This window comes from Ensifer adhaerens, from assembly GCF_002940685.1.
In the GTDB taxonomy this organism is placed as follows: Bacteria; Pseudomonadota; Alphaproteobacteria; order Rhizobiales; family Rhizobiaceae; genus Ensifer; species Ensifer adhaerens_E.
Map to the genome: position 1 here is coordinate 213,008 of NZ_PNFP01000010.1, position 21,658 is coordinate 234,665.

Sequence of the window (21,658 nt, forward strand, 5' to 3'; positions counted from 1 at the left end):
CCCGAATTATTTTGCCGTCCCAAGCGCCTTCTGGCGGCGCTCGATGACGTAGTGGGACAGAAGCGTGCAGAGCGCGACCATGATCACGGCGATGACGCCGAGAGCCGCACCCGGACCGCGACCGGCCGGCGATTGCATGAAGACGTAGAGACCGTAGGCGATCGGCGCGTCCGAATTGCTCTGGATCAGCATCAGCGTCGCCGAGAGTTCGACGGCGGCGGTCGAGAAGCTGGTGACGAAGCCGGCGAGCAGGCCGCCGGTCATCAGTGGCAGGACGATGCGGCGGATGGTCCGCTGCTTGGTCGCACCGAGGTTTTCGGCCGCCTCTTCGAGCGATTCGGAGACCTGCTGCAGGGCTGCGTAGCAGGCGCGCAGCGCATAGGGCAGGCGGCGGATGGCAAGCGCCAGAACCACCGTCACCCAGAGCGTGGCCAGCGGCGTGCCGTCGGGCAGCGTGATGCCGTAGAAGGTTCTGAGATAGCCGATGCCGAGCACGACGCCGGGGATGGCGAGCGCTGCCGTCGCCGCCCAGTCGAGCCAGCGACGGCCGACGACCTTGGTGCGCAGCACCAGGTAGGCGATGGCGCCGCCGATGACCACGTCGATCAGGCCGGCAAGGCTCGCATAGATCAGCGTGTTCTTGATGTAGAGCGAGCTCTCGCCGAAGACGCGGCCGTAATGGGCGACCGTGTAGGCATCGGGCAGCGGGCTGAACGACCAGACGGTTGCGAAGGAGAGCAGCAGCAGGCCGATATGCGGTGACAGCACGAGCAGCAGGATCAGTGCCACCACGCCATAGGCAATGACGCTCTCGCCGCGGCTGAGCTTGCGCCTGGAGAGACCGCCACCGCCGCGCTGGACGGTCGAATAGTCCTTGCCGCGCATGGCGACCGCCGAGAGCCACATGGCAAAGATCGAGACGGCGATCAGGATGACCGAGATGACATAGCCCATCGGATCGGTGAGGCCGACCGAGGTGACGCGCAGATAGGCCTGCGGCGCCAGCATGTCCTTGACGTTGAGCAGCAGCGGCGTCGCCAGGTCGTCGAAGACCTTGACGAAGACCAGTGAGGCTCCGGCGAGATAGCCGGGCATGGCAAGCGGAAAGACGATGCGACGGAACAGGCGAAAGCCGGAGGAGCCGAGGTTCTGAGCGGCTTCCTCCATCGACCGGTCGATGTTGCGAAGGCTGGTCGACAGGTTGATGAGAATGAAGGGGAAGTAGTGCAGCGACTGCACGAAGATGACGCCGTTCAGCCCCTCCATGAACGGGACGCGGATGCCGAACCAGTCGTTCAGAAGCAGGTTCACCGTGCCGTTGCGGCCGAACAGAAGCTGCATCGCAACCGCGCCGACGAAGGGCGGCATGATCAGCGGTACGAAGCCGAGCGTCTGGATGATGAGCGAACCGCGGAAATCGAAGCGGGTGGTGAGCACCGCGAGCGGCAGCGCGATGGCGCTCGCCCAGACGACCGACATGCCGGAGACGTAGACCGAGTTGAAGAACGACCGGCGGAAGAGGTCGGTGTTGAAGAAGTCGATGAAGTTGACGATGGTCAGCGCACCGGTGCCCTTCTCGGTGAAGGCGGTGTAGATCACCGTGCCGGCGGGGATGACCAGGAAAATCGCGAGGAACAGGGCGATGACCGAGACCGCCAGGATCTGGCCTGGCCTGGCCGCGGCGGGCCTGATGGGAACGGAAGCGACGAGCGCCATGGGGCAGACTCCGGAGTGAGTTCGGCCAGCCCGGCGCGAAAGGCGCGCCACGGTCGGCGAAGCTTGAATGTTTGGGGAGCTTGACCGCCCGCCGGCAGGGCGGGCGGTCGCTGTCGCCGGTTAGTCGACGAGGTTCAGGGCTTCTTCAGCCTTGGCCTTGGCAGCGGCATATTTTTCCGTCGCGAAGGCGGCCCACTTCTGCTCCAGTTCCGCCTGGCGCGCGGTCTTCTCCTCGCCGCCTGTAAAGGCGTCGCGGGTCTCCTTGCTCGCCGCTTCCTCTGACGTGATCGGCATGGCGGCGATCAGGGCCTTGGCTTCGTCGAGCAGGGCGCGTGCAGCTGGCTGTTCGTTGGCGGCAAGCGCCTTTTCTGCCGCGTGAACCGCCTGGGTGGCGCCCTTGAGGTTTTCGAGCTGGAAGGAAATCAGTTGGTCGAACAGCGTGTCGACGACGTCGGTGCGCTTCTTTGAAACGTCGCTGTCAAAGGTGATCATCGACTGGAAGCGCGGATCCTTGAAGGGGTTCGGGAAACCTTCCGGTGCCTTGGCGTAGAGCGCCGGGTTGATCGGCAGGCGACGGATCGCCGGCTCGAGCAGGACTTCCTGGCCTTTCTCCGACAGGATGTAATTGACGAAGGCCTCGGCGCCCGCCTGGTTCGGCGCATTGGCGACGATGCCGATATTGGCCGGCACGACCGTGGTGACCGACGGATAGGCGAAGCTGACCGGGAAGCCGCTTGCCTGGGCCGAGAAGGCAAAGAAGTCGATGACGATACCGATACCGGTCTGGCCGGAATTGACAGCATCCGGAACGCCGAACGAGCGCTCGGTCACCTGTTGCAGGTTGCCCCCGATACCCTTCAGCGTCCCCCAGCCCTTGTCCCAGCCCTCGCCCTGCAGGATCGTTTCGATCGTCAGGTGGGTGGTGCCGGAACGCGAGGGCGCGGCGATGGCCACGTGGTCATAGTATTCCGGCTTGGCGAGGTCGCCCCACTCGGCCGGCTTCGGCAGGTTGTTGGCCTCGAGATAACGGTCGTTCGACATGATGCCGTAGCCCGACGCCGCAAAGCCGAAATAGAAGCCGTCCGGATCGTTGACCGGATAGGAGCCGACCTTTTCCGGCAGGCCCGTCACCGACGGGGTGAACTTCGCCAGAAGCTCCCTGCTCTTCAGGCTGTCGAAGGCGTCAGGGGCCGACGCCCAGAACAGATCGACCTGGTTGTTGACCTTGGTCTCGTCGATATACTTCACGCCCGAGCTTGTGCTCTTGTTCTGGACGTCGAGGGTGAAGCCGGGATTGGCGGCTTCGAAGCCCGCCTTGAACGGATCGGTCACGTCCTTGGAGAACGAGGTGACGATCGTCACCTTGCCGCCGTCCTGGGCATGGGCCGTCACGATGAACGCAGCCGACATCAGCATCGCTGCCGCGATGGTTTTCAACATAGGTATCTCCTCCCAATAGGCCGCCGGTGCTTGGCGGCTGACCTATGGAGAGCAAGGCCCGTGCCAGATCTGAAATCCCGTAAAACCGGGCGTTTTCGCGCCGGGATGGGAAAGAAAGGTAACATCGGGGCCGGCGGCGTGGGGTCAAAAGGGTAACATCACCCCTCGTCGCCGTCGCTGCGGGCGTCGATGTCGAACTTGCGCATCTTCAGATAAAGCGTCTTTCTGGAGATGCCGAGCGCGTCGGCGGTGGCCCCGACGCGACCGTCATACCTGGCAAGGCTGTTGACGAGGATGGTCCGTTCCAGTCGGTCCATCTGCGCTTCCAGTGTCTCGTCATCCGTGGTTGCGGGATCAGTGCCGACGCGCTCTTCGAGCCCGAGCACGAAGCGCTCGGCGACGTTGCGCAGCTCGCGCACGTTGCCGGGCCAGAGGCGGGCGTTGAGGTCGGCGAGATGATCCGCGTCGACCGGCGGCGGGGTTCGTCCCTGGCGCTTGGCGGCAAGACCGAGGAAATGCTGGAACAAGAGGCCGACATCGCCCTTGCGGCGCGCGAGCGGCGGCAGTTCGACCCGGGCGATGTCGAGGCGATAGGCGAGGTCCTCGCGGAACTCGCCCCGCCGTGCGGCGTCGTGCAGGTCGGCCTTCGTTGCTGCCACGACGCAGATGTTGACCGGCAATTCGACGTTCGAGCCGAGCCGTTCGATGACGCGCTCCTGCAGGACGCGCAGCAGTCGCACCTGTGCCGCAAGCGGCATCGATTCGATCTCGTCGAGAAACAGCGTGCCGCCATCGGCATATTCTATCTTGCCGATGCGCTTTTCGCGCGCGCCGGTAAAGGCGCCGGCCTCGTGGCCGAACAGTTCGGATTCGAGCATGGTCTCGGGAATGGCGCCGCAGTTGACGGCGACGAAGCGACCCTTGCGGCCGCTGAAATCGTGCAGCGCCCTTGCGGTGACTTCCTTGCCGGTGCCGGTATCGCCGATGATGAGCACGTCGGCGGAGGCGGTGGCGATGCGCTGCAGCTTCTCGCGCAGTGCCACCATCGGCGCCGAGTGTCCGATCAGCCGCGTCTCCCAGCCGTCCTTGTCGACGGAGAGCCGCAGGCGGCGATTTTCGAGCAGCAGGCGCCGGTGTTCGCGGGCGCGGCGAACCGTCTCGATCAGGTGCACCGGATCGGCCGGCTTTTCGAGAAAATCCCAGGCGCCCTCGCGCATGGCCCTGAGCGCCATCGGGATGTCGCCGTGACCGGACATCAGGATGATGGGGATCTCCGGATCGATCCTGCGGACGGCGGCGACCAGATCGAAGCCGTCGTGATCGGGCATGCGCACGTCCGAAACGATGACCGTCCCGCTGTCGGCGCGAAGGTTTGCCAGCGCCGAGGCGACGGAGCCGTGCGGGGCCACGCCGAAGTCCTCCAGTTCGAGCACCTGGCAGCAGGCCTCAAGCACGCTGGCGTCGTCGTCGATCAGGATGATGTCCGCTTCCGGTCTCATTCCGGTCCTTTCAGGGATATGAGGAATCGTGTGCCGGTCGGGCCGGTGTCGAGGATCGCGATGTCGCCGCCGAAGTCCTTGACGATGTTGTAGGAGATCGACAGGCCCAGACCGAGGCCGGAACCCACAGGCTTGGTGGTGAAGAACGGGTCGAACACGCTGCTCAGGTTCGCCGAGGCGATGCCATGCCCGGTGTCACCGACGACCAGCTGCGCTTTGCGGTCCGTCGCATCGACCGCAACGCTGACACGGCGCTCGGCGCGCTCGGTGACGGCATCGAGCGCATTGCCGATCAGGTTGACGGCGACCTGCTCGAGCCGCACCGGCTCGGCCATCACCATCACCGGACTGTTCTGTGGCAGGCTGAGTTCGAGTTCGACGGCCTCTTCCTCGAAACGGTGTTCGAGCAGGCTGAGCGCGTCGCTGACGGCGGCAACGAGATCGACCGGTCGCAATTGCGCGTCCGGGCGCCGGGCAAAGCGGCGGATATGGCTGATCTGGTCGGCCATGCGCCCCGTCAGCCCCTTCATCTTGTCGAGGTTGTTGGCGGCCTGGTCGCCCTTGCCGCGGCCGATCAGGGTGGCAGCGCTGTGGATATGGGCGCGAAGGGCTGCCAGCGGCTGGTTGAGTTCGTGACCGATGCCGGCCGCCATCTGGCCGAGTGCGGCAAGCTTGGCGGACTGCACCAACTCGTCGCGGGTCTGGCGGAAGAGGGTGAGCGCGCGGGAGAGGTCGCCGAGTTCGTCGGCCTGTGCCGGCGGGATCGGGGCGGCCGGGCGGCCGCCGCTGATGGCGCCGGCGGCGGAAGCCAGCAGACGGATGCGGGCAACGAGGTTCCGCTGGACGTAGAAGTAGCCGATCGCGGTTGCGACAAGCACCGAGAGGACGGCGATCGCCACCAGCAGGCTGCGCCCGGTTTCGATTGCCGCGGCAGCGCGCCGCGCCGCCTCGCCGGCGCTCGCCTCGATCGCGACCACCTCCGCTTCGATCCTGCGGCCAAGCTCTTCGACCAGCCGGGCGTTTTCGCCGGCGAGCTGGCCAAGCGTTCCAGCCTGCAGCATTTCCGAGCGTTTGCGGTTGGGTATGCCGGTTGCGGCGCTCGACTGGTCGAGAATGCGCCGGGCGAGTTGCCGGACGGTGATGCTGTCGGGCCATCCGTCGAGAGAGTGGATACGGCTTGCCAGTTCGTCGGCGCTGTCGCCGAGGAAGGCGTTGGTCTCCTGCATTTCCTCCTCGGTCGTGGCGTTGACGAGCCGGCCGATCAGTCCCGTCGCTAGGTTCGCCTGGGACACGACCGTCAGGAGCGCCTCGCTTTTCTGCTGTTCGGCAAGGGCGGCCGAGCCCTGTCCGTTGCGTGTTTCCGTTTCGATGTTGAAGCGGATATCGTCGACGAGCGGGTCAGCCTCCTCGAGAAGGTCGGCCTGCACCCAGCGCAACTCGTCGATGTCGGAGCGCATCGCCTCGCGCAGCGTGAAACGCTTGCCGGCCGCAAGGTCCATTCTGTTCAGGTTCGCCGCGATCGCCTCGGAAAGCGGCAGCAGCGCCGTGGTGCCGGACTGGGCGGCGTTCTCTTCGAGCAGCGCCCGCAGCGTCGCGAGCCGCATGGTGTAGGTGTTGCGGATCTCGGTGTACTCGGTGCGGCTCTCGGCGCCGGCAAGAACGGCTGTCACGGCGCCGATATCGGCGCCGGCCTTCGACAGGCGCGAGGCGAAGGCGAGTTGCGGCATCTGCTCGTCCGTCATGCGCGACAATTCGCCGGACAGCCGCTTGTAGGAAAGCCAGCCGACGATACAGGCGACGACCGCAAAGCCGACGATCGCGACGAAGGCGAGCACGAGGCGGGCGCCGATGCCGAACCGCCAGCGCGGCGACGATCCCGTCGTTTCCAGCGTCCTGTCCATCATTGCCGCCACGGGTGAAGGTTGATGCTGCCGCCGGGGCGGGAGGCGGAGGAGAGAAGCCCTTCCGCTTCCGCGAGGTTCTGCTCGATCCTTGCGCGCAGCCGGCTCGCCAGTTCCGCGTGGGCCGGCGAGCGGGCCACGCCGCGCGGCCATTCGCCCTGGAGCGGCGCGGCAACACGCGCGATTTCGCTTGCGGAAAGAGGCGGTGTTGCCAACAGGCGCCGGGCCCTTGCGAGCATGCTCAGCCGCTGCGCGCCGTCTATCTCCACTATCTCCAGCTCGGCGACCCTCTTCCACAGCCGGGCGAGCGTGGCGCGGCGGCGCACGATGTAGTCGTCGAAGATCAGATTGACGAGGCCATATCGGCGGGCGGACAGCGCTGCATCGAAGCCACCGGATTTCAGCAGAGGTTCGCCGTCTTCACGCGGCAAAAGGTTGCTGTTGAGTGTCGGGTCGACGGGGATCCGGGCGATCGCCGGCGACAGCAGGAGTTTTTGACCGGCCTGTGAAAGCACGAAATCGACGAAGCGCTCCGCGGCCGGGACGTTGCGCGCCCGCGACAGGATGGCGATGCTTGCCGGCACGAACACGGTGTCGGGCGGCAGTACGAAGACATTGCCGGCACCGGCAAAATCCGGCGTGGTGGCGAGGAAATCGATGGTGATGCCGATGCTGAAGCGGCGCTGCGCCACCCCGGAGGCAACGCCGAAGCTGCGGGCGGTGACCGTCGAGAGATTGCCGCCAAGCTTCGACAGCATCGCCCAGCCTTCTTCCCAGCCATAGGTCTGCAACAGGGCTTCGACGATCAGATGCGTCGTGCCGGAACGCGACGGCGTGGTGATGCCGATCTGGCCGGAGTAGACGGGGTTCAGCAGATCCTGCCAGTTGCGCGGCGCCGGCAGGTTGTTTTTCGCGAGGTGGGCGGGGTTGTAGACGAAGCCATAGCCCGACAGTGCGAAGCCGAGGTAATAACCTTCCGGGTCGTTGACCGGATAACCGAAAACCCTGTCGGCTGCGCCGGTGTCGCGTGGAGCGATCGGCCGCAGGCTGCCGTTGCGTTTCAAGAGTTCGAAGGCGTCCGCCGCCGATGCCCAGAAGATGTCGGCCGGCACATCGGCCTTTTCGATGACAAAGCGACTGGCGCTTGCCGTGTTGCGCTGGACGATCGATACGCGAACGTCGGCATTGGCGCGTTCGAAGGCCGCGCGGAACGGTTCGAAGAACGACGGTGGATAGGAGGTGACCACCACGAGGTCCTGCTTTTCGGCGGCGCGCGCCGGGCCGGCGAGCGCCAGGAGGCAAAGCGTGATCAGCGGCAGCAGGGCCGCGGCGATTTCGAATCGGAATCTTGTCAATTCACTCCCACCGCGCATCGCCGCCCGGTCATTGCCGGTGCCGGTTGCCGCGGACCTCCCCAGATGCCGCCGTTTTGTGCCATGGCACGGTCGGCGATCGATGCGCACTCTGCTACGAACAGGAGGCTGCCGTAAACCCCGGGAGGTGCTTGCCGTGACTGTTGCAAACAGGTCGCAGCCGCGACGATTGGCGCCATGGCAAGATTTCTGCACTTGGCGGTTGCGCGCGATTCGCCTATAGGTCGTCTTCCGGCAACCAATCAGGGAGGTTTCAAAAGATGCCAGCTTTTTCTTTCTCCCTACGGGGCGGCGTACAGTTCTGAGCTGGACGCAGAAGGGCGTTTTCGCCTTTCCGTCTTTTCCAGGTCGGGGTTCTTCTCGCTGACCTTGGCCCGTCCTCTTCGCAGGATGCTGCCAAATCCATGATGCCGCATCGGAAGCTGGGTTCCTTTTTTCGGCATAATCCGTTCTGAAATCGTTTTGAGGCCGATGCACGCGCATCGGGCAGATATTATGGCTTTTACTCGTATCGACCTGCGCGGCGGGGCTTTCCGCAGCGTCCTCGGTTTTACTTGGTCCCATTGGAAAGCGCAGCCGCTCCGGATCAGCGTCATCCTCGGCATGGTCCTCGTGTCGACGCTGGCCGACGTTTTGACGCCGCTCTACTCCGGCCGGCTGGTCGATGCCGTCGTCTCCGGCGCGGCCGCCGATCAGCTTGCCTGGGATGCGGCGATTGCCGCCTTCTGGATGCTGATGGCGCTCTCGCTCGGCGCGATCATCTTGCGGCACTTCACCTTCCTGGGGGTCACCGACCTGACGCTCAAGATGATGGCTGACATCGCGTCGGCCGCCTTCTACCGCATCCAGCGCTTCTCGACCGACTGGCACGCCAACAGCTTTGCCGGTTCGACAGTGCGCAAGGTGACGCGCGGCATGTGGGCGCTCGACCTGTTGAACGACACGCTGCTCGTGGCGCTGTTTCCGTCCGTTGTGATGCTCGTCGGTTCCACAGTGCTGATGGCGCTCTACTGGCCGATGATGGGTGTCATCATCGGTATCGGTTCGATCGTCTTCATTGTGGTGACGATCCTCCTGTCGCTCGGATACGTCGCGCCGATGGCGAGCCTTGCCAACCGTTGGGACACCAAGCTCGGCGGCGCGCTTGCCGATGCGGTGAGCTGCAACATCGTGGTCAAGGGCTTCGGTGCGGAGAGGCGCGAGGATGCGCGGCTTGCCAAGGTTCTTGGCAAGTGGCGCGACCGCACGCGTCGCACCTGGATCCGCGGCACGACCAACGGCACGACGCAGGGCGCGATGCTGCTCGTCCTCAGGGCGGCGGTGATCGGCTTTGCACTGCTGCTTTGGGCGCGCGGCCAGGCCACGGCGGGTGACATCACCTTCGTGCTCACCTCGTTCTTCATCCTGCAGGGTTACCTGCGCGAAGTCGGACAGCACATCCGCAACCTGCAGCGTTCGATCAACGACATGGAAGAGCTCGTCGACATCCATGGCCAGTCGCTCGGCATCGAGGACAGGGCGGATGCCAAGCCGATCCGGATCACCGACGGCCGCATCGAGTTCAAGGACGTGACCTTCCACTACGGTGCGCACCGCAAGCCGCTCTATGACCGGTTCTCGGTGACGATCCGCGAGGGAGAACGCGTCGGTCTCGTCGGACATTCCGGCTCGGGCAAGACGACCTTCGTCAAGCTGATCCAGCGCCTGCACGACCTGAAGGCCGGCGAGATCCGGATCGACGGGCAGGACATCGCCTCGGTGGGGCAGACGTCCCTGCGCCAGCAGATCGCGATCGTCCAGCAGGAGCCGATCCTGTTCCATCGGTCGCTTTCGGAAAATATCGCCTATGCGCGGCCGGATGCGACGCAGAGCGAGATCGAAAAGGCGGCAAAGCTTGCGAGCGCCCACGACTTCATCACGGCGCTGCCGAAAGGCTACGGCACGCTGGTTGGCGAACGCGGTGTCAAGCTTTCCGGCGGCGAGCGCCAGCGCATCGCGATCGCGCGCGCCTTCCTTGCGGACGCGCCGATCCTGATCCTCGACGAGGCGACATCCAGCCTCGATTCGGAATCGGAGGTGTTGATCCAGCAGGCGATGGAGCGGCTGATGCTCGGGCGCACGACGCTGGTGATTGCGCATCGGCTCTCGACCGTCAGGGCACTCGACCGGCTGCTGGTGTTCGACCACGGCCGGATCGCCGAGGAGGGCACGCACGACGCGCTGATCCGCCTCGACGGCGGCATCTACCGCGGCCTCTTCGAGCGCCAGGCGCTGGAACTGACCAAGGGGCTGGTGCTGAACGACCAGTGAGCGCCGAGGCGCACCTTCTAAAACCAGTCGTCGCGCCCCGACACGGGGCGCGACGGTTCTTATGCTCGTCGCGTAAGCCAGCGATCGATGCCGCGTGCGGCCGCACGGCCGGTGGCAAAGCAGGCGGTCAGCAGATAGCCGCCGGTCGGCGCCTCCCAGTCGATCATCTCGCCGGCAACGAAGGTGCCCGGTAGCGCCCTCAACATGTAGTCATCATCGATCGCGTCCCAGTCGACGCCGCCGGCAGACGATATGGCCTCGGCGATAGGGCGGGGGCGCTTGAGCGGGATCGGCAGAGCCTTGATCAAGGCGGCAAGTTCCCGGGGCGGCATGCGCGCAGCACCAGGCGAAACCTCGCGTAGCACGGCAGCCTTCACCCCTTCGAGCCCGGCCCCCTTGCGCAGACGATTGGAAAAGCTGGTCTTGCTGTCGAAGCGGCCAAGATCCCTTGCCAGCTTTTCAACGGTTCGCGCGGGGGCGAGGTCGATCAGCAGGTCGGCCCGCTCGCCGCGCAAAAGCCGGTCCCTGAGCACGCTCGTATGGGCGTAGACCAGGCTGCCTTCGATACCGCTCTTGCTGACGACGAATTCGCCCGGGACGATGCCGGTCTCTGAGGCCGCGGTAACGGCCTTGAGTGCGGCGCCGGCGAAGCGCTCGCGAAACGTTTCGCTCCAGTCGACGTCGAAGCCGCAATTGGCGGGCTCAAGGCCCGTGACGGCGACGCCCTTCTCGTCCAGCCAGGGGGCCCAGGCCGCATCGGAGCCGAGGCGCGGATAACTGGCCCCGCCGAGCGCGAGCAGGGCCGCATCGGCGCTGATCCGCATTTGGCCATCGGGTGTATCGAAGACGAGTTCCTTGCCCTGAAACCCTGTCCAGCGGTGCCGGGTCAGGATCTTGACGCCGCGGCCTTCCAGCGATTTCAACCAGGCGCGCAGCAGCGGCGACGCCTTCATCGCCTTGGGAAAGACGCGGCCCGACGAGCCGACGAAGGTTTCGGTGCCGAGAGCCGCCGCCCATTGCCTGACATCCTCGGGCGTGAAGGCGTCGAGGGCCGCACGCAGTCGCGGAGAGGCGTCGCCGAAGCGCTCGGCAAAGGCGGCGTAGTCTTCGGAATGGGTGATGTTCAGGCCCGATTTGCCGGCGAGCAGGAATTTGCGCGCGACCGTCGGCATGCCGTCATAGACGGTGACGGCGTGGCCGCGCTCCGACAGGACTTCGGCCGCCATCAGGCCGCTTGGCCCGCCGCCGATGATGGCGATGTTGTTTTGTCCCATGCGTTTGCCCGGTCACAGTTTTCACGTCGCCGCACTCTTGGCCCGGCGACGAGCGGCGCGCAACCCCGCCCGGTGCGCTAGTGCCGATCGGAGGCCTTGAGTTTTCTCTCCAGCCACAGGCTGTAGCGCGAGCCGGTAAAGCAGATGGCAAAATAGACCAGGGCCGCGAAGATATAGGCCTCGCTGTAGAAGCCCAGCCAGGTCGGGTCGGTCGCGGACGTCTTGGCGGCATTCAGGAGATCGTGGATGCCGATGACGGCGAGCAGTGAGGTGTTGAGCACGATGCCGATCGACAGATTGACGATTGCCGGGATGACGGCGGTGAGCGCCTGCGGCAGCACGACCAGCCTCAGCATTTGGATACGGCTGAGGCCAAGCGACAGCGCTGCCTCCTTCTGGCCAGCCGGGATCACCTGCAGACCGGCGCGGATGACTTCGGCGAGATAGGCGGAAAAGAACAGGGTGACGCCGATCTGGGCGCGCAGCAGCTTGTCGATCGCAGCCCCGCTCGGCAGCGCCATCGGCACGATCAGCATGGCCACATAGAGAACGGCGATCATCGGCACGCCGCGCAGCACCTCGATGAAGGCGACCGCCAGGTACCGCACGATGCCCATGTCGGATTGGCGGGCAAGCGCCAAGGCGAGCGCGATCGGGAAGGCGAAGGCGAGGCCGGCGATCGACACGGTGAGGGTGATCGGCAGCCCGCCCCAGTGATTGGTCGACACCGGTTCCAGGCCCGATGTCCCCGCCATCAGCAGCCAGATGCCGACCAGCGCCAGCAGCCAGACGGGCACCAGGCGGAAACTCCAGAAGCGGGGAAGGGCGGAGATCGTCAGCAGCGCTGCAATGAGGGCGAGAACCAGCGCCGGGCGCCATTGCAGCTGCGGCGGGAAGAAGGCGAAGAGCATGAACCGAAATTTGGCGCCGACGAAGGCCCAGCAGGCGCCGGCCGTCTCCCCGGCGCAATCGGCCGCCGTGCCGGTCCAGACGGCATCGATGAAAGCCCAGCGAAAAAAGGGAAGTGCGAGCCAGAGGATCGCCGCAAGCGTGACAAGCGTGACGAGACCATTCGCCCAGCTGCTGAAGAGGCCCTCGCGCCAGCGATGCCAGTCGGGTGCTACCGGCGGCGCAAGTTCGATCTGGCTCATCGCTTTCCTTCTCCGCGCAGAACCACGCGTCGGTTGTAGAGGTTCATGAGGGCCGAAACCGCAAGGCTGATCGTCAGGTAGACGGCGCCGATGATGATGATCGCCTCCAGCGCCTGGCCCGTGGTGTTGGCCGTGGTGTTGGCGACGCTGACGAGATCGGGATAGCCGATCGCGACGGCGAGGCTCGAATTCTTGGTCAGATCGAGAAAGCTGGAGATCATCAGCGGCGTGATCACCCTGAGCGCCTGCGGCAACACAACGAGACGCATGATCTGCGCAGGCTTCAAGCCCAGCGCCCGGGCCGCTTCCCATTGGCCAGATTTCACCGACTGGATGCCGCTGCGCACGATCTCGGAGATCGAGGCGGAGGCGTTGACGACGAGGCCGATCAGCAATGCCGCGAATTCCGGCGTCAGCGACAGGCCGCCGCGAATGTTGAAGCCGCCCTTGGCCGGTATCTCGACAGAGGCCGCGAAGCCAAGAGATGTGAGGGTGAGGTAGCAGAGGGCAAGGGCACCGACGGCAGCAGCTGCCGACTTCGGCAGATAGAAGGCAGAGCCTGTAAAGAGCCGGCGGGCGAGGAACAGCGCGGCAAGGACAACCAGCACCACCGCCGAAAGCCAGACGATTGCCGGCAATCCCTCGATCGAGAGCGAGGGGAGAAAGACGCCGCGGTTGCTGAGATAGACGCTGCCCAGCAACGTGTAAGCGCCGCGTGGCGGCGGCAGCGCGTGAATGATCGCGCTCCAGAGGAACAGTTGCAGCAACAGCGGCGTGTTGCGCAGAAGCTCGACATAGCCGTGGACGAAACTTGCCAGTAGCAGGTTGCCTGAGAGCCTGATGATGCCGAGCGCGACGCCGAGCACGGTTGCAAGCAGGCAGCCGACGACCGCCACCTTGACGGTGTTGGCGATGCCGGCGCCGAGCGCCCGGGCGTAGCTGTCACCGGCGGAATAGGAAAGCACGCTCTCGCCGATCTCGAAGTTTGCCTGATGAGAGAGGAAGGCGAAGCCGGGCGTCAGTCCCATGCGGTGCATGCTCTCGGCGGTGTTTTGGCCGAGGAAGGCAAAGAGCAGGAGCACGCCGATAAAAAGCAGGCCCTGCTGCAAAGGCAGCGGCCCGATCCACGACCTGAGGCGCGAGACAGGTCCGGGCCCCGAAGGGCCCGGTTGGCGTTGGCGTGTCATGGGAAAGACCATGAACCGGCTCAACGGAACGGCGGCGAATAGAGCAGGCCGCCCGCGGTCCAGGGCTGGTTGTAGCCGCGTTCGAAGTTGAGCGGCGTGCCCTTGCCGACGTTGCGCTCGAAGATCTCGCCATAATTGCCGACGACCTTGACGATGTTGTAGGCGAACTTCGGATCAAGGCCGATCGCTTCCCCGAGCGACGGATCGACGCCGAGGAAGCGCTTGATCGCCGGATCCTCGCTTTTCAAGAAGGTGTCGACGTTCTCCTTGGTGATGCCGAACTCTTCGGCCTGGATCGTCGCATAGACGGTCCAGTTGACGATTTCGAGCCACTGGTCGTCACCGGCGCGAATTGCCGGCGCCAACGGCTCCTTCGACAGCCGCTCCGGCAAGAGCACATAGTCGTCGGGTTTCGAAAGCTGGGTACGCTTGGCGGCAAGGTCGGTCGCGTCCTGCGTCAGCGCATCGACACGGCCTGAGTCGAGCGCCTTCAGGAACTCGCCGGTCTCCTCGATGGTGACGGGCGTGAAGGCCTTGCCGGTCTTGCGGAAGAAGTCGGCGATGTTGAGCTCGCCAGTGGTGCCGCTCTGGACGCCGATCGTCGCGCCGTCCAGCTCCTCGCCCTTGGTGACGCCGAGATCCTTGCGCACCAGGAGGCCCTGGCCGTCATAGAAGACCACGGGACCGAAGTGGAAGCCGAGCTTGAAGGCGCGGCTCACCGTCTGCGTGACGCCGGAAAGCAGGATATCGAACTCGCCCGATTGCAGTGCAGGCAGGCGCTGCTGCGGCGAGGAGTTGGTGAACTCGACCTTTTCGGCGTCGTTGAAGACGGTGATGGCGATGGCGCGACCGAAATCGACGAAGAAGCCCTGCCAGCGGCCGTTGCTGTCGGGCGAGAAGAAGCCCGGCGTGGTGCCGACACCAACCTTGATGACGCCGCGCGCCTTGATCTTGTCGAGCGTTTCGCCGGCAAGCGCCGAGGTTGCAATCAGGCTCGCCGCCAGCGCCGCCGTTGCGGCAAAGGCCCTTGTGAAGAATTTTCGGTGATTGGAATTTCGCTGCATGAAGGCCCCCAAAGCCAAGAAAGAATGTCATTGCGCATCACCGGCAGAGCCGTTCGAGGCGTGTTGGAATAATTAAATCTATAGAAATTATATAATAGGTATTTTTGTGCGAAATTGGCGCGCGGCCCGAAACAGATTTCGCCGCCTCGTTTTTGCCGGGAACGTTTTTGACAAGCAGGTGGTTGGTCCGACGCACGGCGACCCAACGGCCCGCCGCGTTGCTATGGTCCTGACCGAAAAGCCACAGGTGGTTCTGCGAGAGCCGTTCGCGCTTGACGACTTGTCTCTTGTTGAGTTCGGCGGAAGTTCCTAGGTTCCGGCCGTCTGTTGGTTTATCTCCTTGGCGATGCAGCTCTTTGCGGGAAAATGGCGGGAACGGTTGGGATGGGGCGCGCCGGTGTCGGTCGCGCTGCACCTCGTCGTTGCCTTCTTCCTGCTGTTCGATCTGCCGCTGGAACTTCCGAAGCCGCCGAAGGAGCAGACGGTCAACGTCGAGCTCGTTCCGCCGCCAGCCGAAGCGAAGGAGCCGAAGAAGGCCGAGCAGAAACAGGCAGAGCAGAAGAAGGCGGGACCGAAAAAGGGCGAGGAGAAGAAGGCCGAGCAGCCAAAGCCGCAGCCCGAACCCAAGCCCCAGCCGAAGGCAGACCCGAAGCCGCAACCCAAGCCGGTGCCGCAACTGCCCCAGTCCTTCGCCTCGGCCATGGCCAAGACCAAGCAGGACAACAAGGAGGCAGAGCTTCCGCCAGCCGCGCGCGAGACGGTAAAGAAGACCGAGCCTTCCGAGCCGGAAAAAGCCGTGGACGACAAGGCAAAGCCGGCGGCTGCGCCGATCAAGGCGCCCGCGGCCGAGAAAAAGGAGCCGGTCAAGGAGCCGAAGCCGCCGTCAACGCTCGCCGTGCCTGCGAAATCCTCTGACAGCGCCACGCAGAAGGCGGATGAAAAGGCGGCGGCGGTGGCCGAGGCCAAGCCCGAGTCAAAGGAAACGCCAGACGCCAAGCCGCAGACGGTCAAGTCGGAGGAGGGCGCCGCAAAGGCAAAGCCGGCCGATGCCGCGGCAAAGGTCGAACTCAAGCCGGTTCCGAGCAAGATGACCGAGGCAAAGGAACTCTACTCGGCAAAGTCGATCGCCGATCCGCGGGTGAAGCAAGCGCTGATCAACCTGCCGGTCAAACGGCGGATCCTGCAACTGTGCAATCTCGAGGCGTTGGAGCAGATCCGCAGCCAACGGCCGGATACCCCGCCCGAAGGGTTGGTGCCCTTCGGTCCGATGGGTGGCTTCATCACAAAAAACCGCATGGACGCCAGCGGTGGCGCCTACCAGAACAAATCGACCTGGTACGACGTCGACTTCAAATGCGTCGTCAACGAAGACGCGACAGAAGTGACCTCCTTCAGCATCGCCATCGGCGGCGAAGTGCCGAAGGCGGCCTGGAAGGAGCGGCGGCTTCCGGGAGGTTGATCCCTGCGCCATGGATCGTGGCGCATGCAAAGCCTCGTTCCGCAATCAACGTCCTACTGTGTAGAGCGCCTGTCGCCGGAGGTCACCGGACACCGCGCTGCGCCTGGACGTTTGCCTGCCGGACCTTTTGGGCCCGGCAGGCGCAGGTGCGAGTTGCCACTCCCGCACGGACGTGTTGTTACTCGGCGGGCTGCAGCGTCCGTTCGCGGTAGACCGAGACCAGCGAGGTCCCGAACATCGCGGCCACCGCGGCGAAGAGGAAGACGCCGGCCGGACCCTGCAGTTCGACGAGCAGGCCGCCGAGGATTGCACCGGTGGAGATCGCGATCTGGAAGGTGGTGAGCGTCGCTGCACCGGCACCTTCGGCCTCGTCGCCGGCCGCCCGGCTCAGGAACGACTGGACGCTGACCGGCAGCGCACCGAAGGCAAAGCCCCAGGCGGCGGTCGCAATGACCGCGACGGCCGGAAGCGCACCTGCAAGCGCCAGGATCAGGGTGGTGGCGGCGACGCCGGCTGCGGCCGACATCATCGACAGCCGCGTGCTGCGTTCCGCCAGGAAGCCCCCGGCAATGTTGCCGAAGAAGCCGCCGATGCCGAAGGCAAGCAGGATCGCGGTAATCGCCTCGACGCCGAACTGGGGCACCTGTTCAAGGAACGGGCGAACATAGGTGAAGCCGGCAAAATGACCCGTGACGACGAGCAGGATCGTTGCAAGGCCAAGCCGGATCGCCGGGCGCTTCAAGACGTTGAGGATGGTGTTGAGGCCGGTCGTTCCCTTCGGCGGCAGGCGCGGAACGGTCAGCGCCTGGACGATGAAGGTGACAATGCCGACGGCGGCGGCAAGCAGGAACGCATAGCGCCAGCCGAGCGTCGCGCCGATCCAGGCGCCGACGGGTGCCGCGCAGACCGTTGCGATCGATACGCCGGACATCACGATCGCCATCGCCCGCGGCATCAGCCGGCCGGGAACCAGCCGCATGGCGAGCGCCAGCGACAGCGCCCAGAAACCGCCAAGGCCGATGCCGAGCAGGAAGCGGGCGACGAGCAGCATCGAAAGGCTGGATGCGAAGCCGGCAATCAGGCTGGAAACGATGAGAAGCGCGGTCAGGCTCAAGAGCACGTTTCGCCGGTCGAAGCGCCCGGTATAGACGACGATCGCCGGGCCGGCGATGGCCGCGACGACGGCCGTGGTCGTCACCGATTGTCCGGCCGCACCGACCGTGACGCCGAGATCTGCCGACATCGGCGTCAGCAGGCTTGCCGGCAGGAATTCCGCCGTGACCAGGCCGAAAACGCCGAGCGACAGGGACACGACTGCAGCCCATAGCGGTTTGTCTTGTTCATCCGCCTCGCCCGTAGGCCGTGCGACGATGCCATCCATAATTTTCATCTCCATTGCAGGTAGTGATGAAAATATGCATGGCCAGATGGAGTTTCTATGCTAGAAAATCCAAAACACTATGCCGTTTGTCCAAAGCTGGAGTGGCCCATGACCGATGCGCTGACCGATATCCTGCGCGGCCTGAGACTGGACGGAGTGGAATATGGGCGTTGCCAGCCCTGTGCGCCATGGGCAACCTCCTATCCCGCACAGGAACCGGCGCGGTTTCATTTTCTGGCGTCCGGTTCGGCTCATCTCCAGATGCCAGACGGCACCTGGACGGAACTGGCGCCGGGGGATGCGGTGCTGTTGCCTCGTGGCGACGCGCATGTGCTCGCCAGCAAGCCCGGTCTGCCGACGATCTCCATCCGCGATCTGCCGAAGCGGCAGCTCTGCGACGGGATCGTCGACGTGCAGTGCCCCAATTCGGACAGCCAGAACCTGCTTTTCTTCGCGGTGATGCAGTTCAATGTCGACCGGCTGCACCCGCTCTTGCAGCTGATGCCGTCGGTCATGCGCACCAGCGACCTAGCGAAGAGCGAACCGTCGATCCCGTCGCTGCTCGATACCATGACGCGCGAGGCGGCGATGCAGCGCGTCGGCTCCGGTGGCATCCTGGCGCGGCTTGCTGATGTCTTGACCGCCACGATCATCCGCGCGTGGGTGGAGCACGGTTGCGGCACGGCGACCGGCTGGCTCGCCGCGGTGCGCCACCCGGAGGTCGGCCGGGTGCTTGCCGCCATCCATCTCGATCCGACGAAGGACTGGACGGTGCCGGAGCTTGCCAAGCTCATGGGCGCGTCGCGCTCCGGCTTCGCCCAGCGTTTCGCCGACACGGTCGGCGAAACGCCCGCCCGCTATGTCGCCCGCATGCGCATGCACCAGGCGCATCAATGGCTGCGCGAAGGAAAGCGCGTCGCCCATGTCGCCAATCGCCTCGGCTATGATTCCGAGGCCTCGTTCAGCCGCGCCTTCCGCAAGATCATGGGTGCGCCGCCGAGCCACTCGCGCAGCCTGATGCCGGCGCCAGAGCAGATCGCTTCGTGAACAGGGCGGCGCTTAAGTGATCGCTCCTATCGTGATCGCAAGACCGCTGCGCACGCTTGCGCGACATGCTCTAGAACCTGACGGCGAGATCGGCCCGGACGCCGTGGTCCCGGGCCGAGGACGCAATCTGTCCCTGATAGGCGATTCCAAGCGTTGCCGCCGGGGTGACCGCAAAGTCGATGCCCGCCTCGATCAGGGCGCTGTCGCGGGCGATCGGCGCGCCGGCGATGGAGAAGGCGTCGCTGCCCGAAAACGCTTGAACGGCCGCGGGGCTAACGTCGCCATAGGCATGCCGCCAGCCGACGAGGCTGCGGGCCGTCGCCTTCGCCGTCCCAAGTGCGAAATCGGCCGCCACGCGCAGGCCGAGCGTGGTGAAGGTCAGGTCGTCGGAGCCACCACGCACAGTGAGCGCCGCGGCGCCACCCTTCTCCGTAAAGCCGTCAGTATGCAGGTTGACATGGGCGAGATTGGCAAAGGGCTCGAAAGAGAGATCGCCCGCCTGCAAGCCGTAGCCGAGTTCGCCGAACACCTGGGTGGTGCCGGCGCGGTAGTCTGCACTCAGGCTGTCGATAAGTGCCGGCGAGAGGATGTTGCGGCTGCTGTCGATATTGCTCCAAGTATAGGCAAGGCCCGAGCGGAACGACAGGGCGCCCCATTGCGTCCCGGCATAGACGCCGAGGTGAAAGTTGTCGCTCGAGGCTGACGAGCGGCGGTCATGCATCGTGAAACGCGACGAGCTGTAGCCGCCGAGGAAACCGAGCCTCCAGTCGTCGTTGACGAGGCCGTCGAGACCGGCGACGAAACCGCCGGTCGAGCGCGAGAGGTCGGCGGTGTCGCCGTCGCCATCCGTATGCCCCCAGGAACCGAAGGCCGAGCCCCAGGCGCCGTAGCGTTCGGATGCCGCGATCGACCCGGTGATGAGATCGTCCGTTGCCACGATCGGCGGGGCCTTCGCGCCGACGGTCTCGAAGGCCGAGCGCAGCCGGTCGTTCATCTGGCTGCCGATAAGCTGGCTGTTCTCGATAAGACCCGTCACGGTCGAGGCGTGGACCTCGCCCGGCAACTGTCCGAAGAGGTCGGCGGCGGCGCCGCCATCGAGCGTGACGGCAAGATCGTGGAGCGACCGGCCGACGCCGAGGCGCTCGATCGCGGCAGCGGCCGCCGCACCGTTGCGGGTCGTCGCCAGATCCGCGAAGGCGACGCCGTTGCGGACAACGTCGAGGTAAACGGCGTTCGGGTCGTAGGACCGGGAGAGGTCGAGGAACGCGTAGCAGCCACAGTCATCCTCGAAACGCCCGGTGACCCCGCCAAGGGCGGAAAGGATGGTGTGACGGCCATCGCCTTTATAGTTTTCCGGCCTGATCATGACATCGACCGAACCGGCAATTTCGGCTGTGCCGGTGACATCGAGCCGGCTGGTGCCGTCGGGCGCGTCGAGATTGACGAGGAACCAGGCATCGGCCGACTGGCGATAGTTACCGCGAACGGTGAGGGTGCCTCCTTGTCCGCCCCATCCCGGATAGATCGTGCCGCCATTGTCGACGTTGCTATGGATCACGCCGTCACCGGAAAGCGTGCCGCTTTTTCCGACGAATGTGTCGGAGGTGACGGTGCCGGCGAGCGCCAGAACCCCGCCATCGATCCGCGTGTCGCCCATGTATGTGCTGTCGCCGTACAACGCCAGCACGCCGTCGCCGGACTTGATGAGCCCGCCAGCGCCCGTAATATCGTTATACCAGCTCGTTTGGCCCTCGGGGACAACCGCGTGAAAATCGCCCCAATCGAACTTGCCCGGGCCGCCCACCGCCATCGCGACGTTGAGCAGGCCGTATCCCCAGTACTCGTCCGGTCCCGTCGGCCCGACGTCGGTCGCGGTGCCGAGCAGGACCTGACGGATCTGCTCCATCGTCATGTAAGGAAATGCCTGCATCACAAGGGCGGCGGCGCCGGCGACGTGTGGGCCGGCGAACGACGTGCCTGTGACCCAGGTGTAGCCCCCGGCACTGGTCGCGACGTAGATCGGATCGTTGGGGTATTCGGTGTTGTACCAGTCGCCACCGCCCGGTGCCGCCAGGCACCAGTTCTTGGCGACGCCACAGCGGTTCGCGTAGCCTGGGATCCACCCCAGCGGATCCGCCGACGTAACCGCCAGCCAGTTTTGTTCCAGTTCCGGGAAGAGGTAAGGCAGCCCTGCCTCTAGGCTGGGATCGGCACGCGAATAGTTGTGGGTGGGCACGATCATCAGAGTGCCCTCAGAGACGGCTCTCCTGGAGGCAGCGAGATAGTCCCCTGCCCAGTACAGAACGTCCTCGGCTGAAAAATCCATGACGGATGAATCGATTCTCCCGTACTCGTTGAGTATGAGTTTGACCCCTCTGTCGATCAGGCCGTTCAGAGACTGGACAATCAGGTGATCCTCCAGGCCGTATCGGTCGCCATCCTGAGCCATCACGACGGTCGCCCCCGGGGCCACGCCATGCATGCCGACACCATCGCGGTTGCCAACCGCAACCGAGCTGGTGGGCGTTCCATGGTCACGCAGGTCGACGAACCACGGGCTGTCGGCGCCGTAGCCGATCCCTGTTTCATAGCGGCCTGCAAATTCGGGATGCGTTATGTCGAGGCCAGAGTCGATAAAACCGATCCTTATTCCGGTTCCGTCCAGACCTCTTGCATAGGCATATTCCGCGCCGATCGCAGCCAGTCCCCACTGTGCGTAGAATTCCGGCGTGCGCCATGTCGCGGGATCGCGGGGATCGCCGCTGTCGGCGGCGAGCGCGACGGATGACAAGGCGGTCGACAGCGTCAGCGCTGCGAGATGGACGGCGGTGCGGCTCTTGATCAAAACACTTCCCC

At 65.0% G+C, this 21,658-nt stretch carries 14 protein-coding genes; 3 read left to right on the forward strand and 11 right to left on the reverse strand.

Annotated elements, in window-relative coordinates; all coding sequences use genetic code 11:
• Window positions 1-6: 6 nt before the first annotated feature.
• The 5 genes from C1A35_RS20485 to C1A35_RS20505 form a co-directional block, all read right to left on the reverse strand.
• Window positions 7-1,716, reverse strand: coding sequence for an ABC transporter permease (locus C1A35_RS20485; protein ID WP_104666083.1), 1,710 nt, complete (start codon window positions 1,714-1,716; stop codon window positions 7-9).
• Window positions 1,717-1,836: 120 nt separating this feature from the next.
• On the reverse strand, window positions 1,837-3,156 hold the full coding sequence (locus C1A35_RS20490; RefSeq protein ID WP_104666084.1) for an ABC transporter substrate-binding protein: 1,320 nt from the start codon (window positions 3,154-3,156) through the stop codon (window positions 1,837-1,839).
• 158 nt (window positions 3,157-3,314) lie between these two features.
• The gene (locus tag C1A35_RS20495; RefSeq protein WP_104666085.1) at window positions 3,315-4,655 is read right to left on the reverse strand and encodes a sigma-54-dependent transcriptional regulator; all 1,341 of its coding nucleotides are present in this window, start codon (window positions 4,653-4,655) and stop codon (window positions 3,315-3,317) included.
• Window positions 4,652-6,559, reverse strand: a complete 1,908-nt coding sequence (locus C1A35_RS20500; protein WP_234822923.1) for an ATP-binding protein — start codon at window positions 6,557-6,559, stop codon at window positions 4,652-4,654. The genes C1A35_RS20495 and C1A35_RS20500 overlap by 4 nt, the downstream gene beginning before the upstream one ends.
• Window positions 6,556-7,911, reverse strand: coding sequence for an ABC transporter substrate-binding protein (locus C1A35_RS20505; RefSeq protein ID WP_158665109.1), 1,356 nt, complete (start codon window positions 7,909-7,911; stop codon window positions 6,556-6,558). Before C1A35_RS20505 ends, C1A35_RS20500 begins: the two co-directional genes overlap by 4 nt.
• Window positions 7,912-8,424: 513 nt before the next feature.
• On the opposite strand from C1A35_RS20505, the gene C1A35_RS20510 reads away from it, so the two are divergent.
• Complete coding sequence (locus C1A35_RS20510; protein WP_104666088.1) at window positions 8,425-10,239, forward strand: ABC transporter ATP-binding protein; 1,815 nt, start codon at window positions 8,425-8,427, stop codon at window positions 10,237-10,239.
• A 59-nt stretch (window positions 10,240-10,298) separates the two neighbouring features.
• Here the strand turns inward: C1A35_RS20510 and C1A35_RS20515 are convergent, their stop codons facing one another.
• The 4 genes from C1A35_RS20515 to C1A35_RS20530 form a co-directional block, all read right to left on the reverse strand.
• The gene (locus C1A35_RS20515; RefSeq protein ID WP_104666089.1) at window positions 10,299-11,513 is read right to left on the reverse strand and encodes a TIGR03862 family flavoprotein; all 1,215 of its coding nucleotides are present in this window, start codon (window positions 11,511-11,513) and stop codon (window positions 10,299-10,301) included.
• 77 nt (window positions 11,514-11,590) lie between these two features.
• Window positions 11,591-12,664 carry an amino acid ABC transporter permease gene (locus tag C1A35_RS20520; protein WP_104666090.1) on the reverse strand — a complete coding sequence of 358 codons (1,074 nt, stop codon included), beginning with the start codon at window positions 12,662-12,664 and terminating at the stop codon, window positions 11,591-11,593.
• Window positions 12,661-13,851 (reverse strand): amino acid ABC transporter permease, encoded by a 1,191-nt coding sequence (locus C1A35_RS20525; RefSeq protein ID WP_104666184.1) that lies wholly within the window; start codon window positions 13,849-13,851, stop codon window positions 12,661-12,663. The genes C1A35_RS20520 and C1A35_RS20525 overlap by 4 nt, the downstream gene beginning before the upstream one ends.
• A 20-nt stretch (window positions 13,852-13,871) precedes the next feature.
• On the reverse strand, window positions 13,872-14,915 hold the full coding sequence (locus tag C1A35_RS20530; RefSeq protein WP_104666091.1) for an amino acid ABC transporter substrate-binding protein: 1,044 nt from the start codon (window positions 14,913-14,915) through the stop codon (window positions 13,872-13,874).
• Between the two features lie 346 nt (window positions 14,916-15,261).
• On the opposite strand from C1A35_RS20530, the gene C1A35_RS20535 reads away from it, so the two are divergent.
• Window positions 15,262-16,374: a DUF930 domain-containing protein gene (locus C1A35_RS20535; protein ID WP_104666185.1), complete on the forward strand. Its 1,113-nt coding sequence runs from the start codon at window positions 15,262-15,264 to the stop codon at window positions 16,372-16,374.
• A gap of 178 nt (window positions 16,375-16,552) precedes the next feature.
• Here C1A35_RS20535 and C1A35_RS20540 read toward each other — a convergent pair whose 3' ends face one another.
• Window positions 16,553-17,755: an MFS transporter gene (locus C1A35_RS20540; protein WP_104666092.1), complete on the reverse strand. Its 1,203-nt coding sequence runs from the start codon at window positions 17,753-17,755 to the stop codon at window positions 16,553-16,555.
• Window positions 17,756-17,863: 108 nt separating this feature from the next.
• On the opposite strand from C1A35_RS20540, the gene C1A35_RS20545 reads away from it, so the two are divergent.
• Window positions 17,864-18,802 carry an AraC family transcriptional regulator gene (locus tag C1A35_RS20545; RefSeq protein ID WP_104666093.1) on the forward strand — a complete coding sequence of 313 codons (939 nt, stop codon included), beginning with the start codon at window positions 17,864-17,866 and terminating at the stop codon, window positions 18,800-18,802.
• A 70-nt stretch (window positions 18,803-18,872) separates the two neighbouring features.
• Here C1A35_RS20545 and C1A35_RS20550 read toward each other — a convergent pair whose 3' ends face one another.
• On the reverse strand, window positions 18,873-21,647 hold the full coding sequence (locus C1A35_RS20550; protein ID WP_158665110.1) for an autotransporter domain-containing protein: 2,775 nt from the start codon (window positions 21,645-21,647) through the stop codon (window positions 18,873-18,875).
• Between the last annotated feature and the right edge of the window lie 11 nt (window positions 21,648-21,658).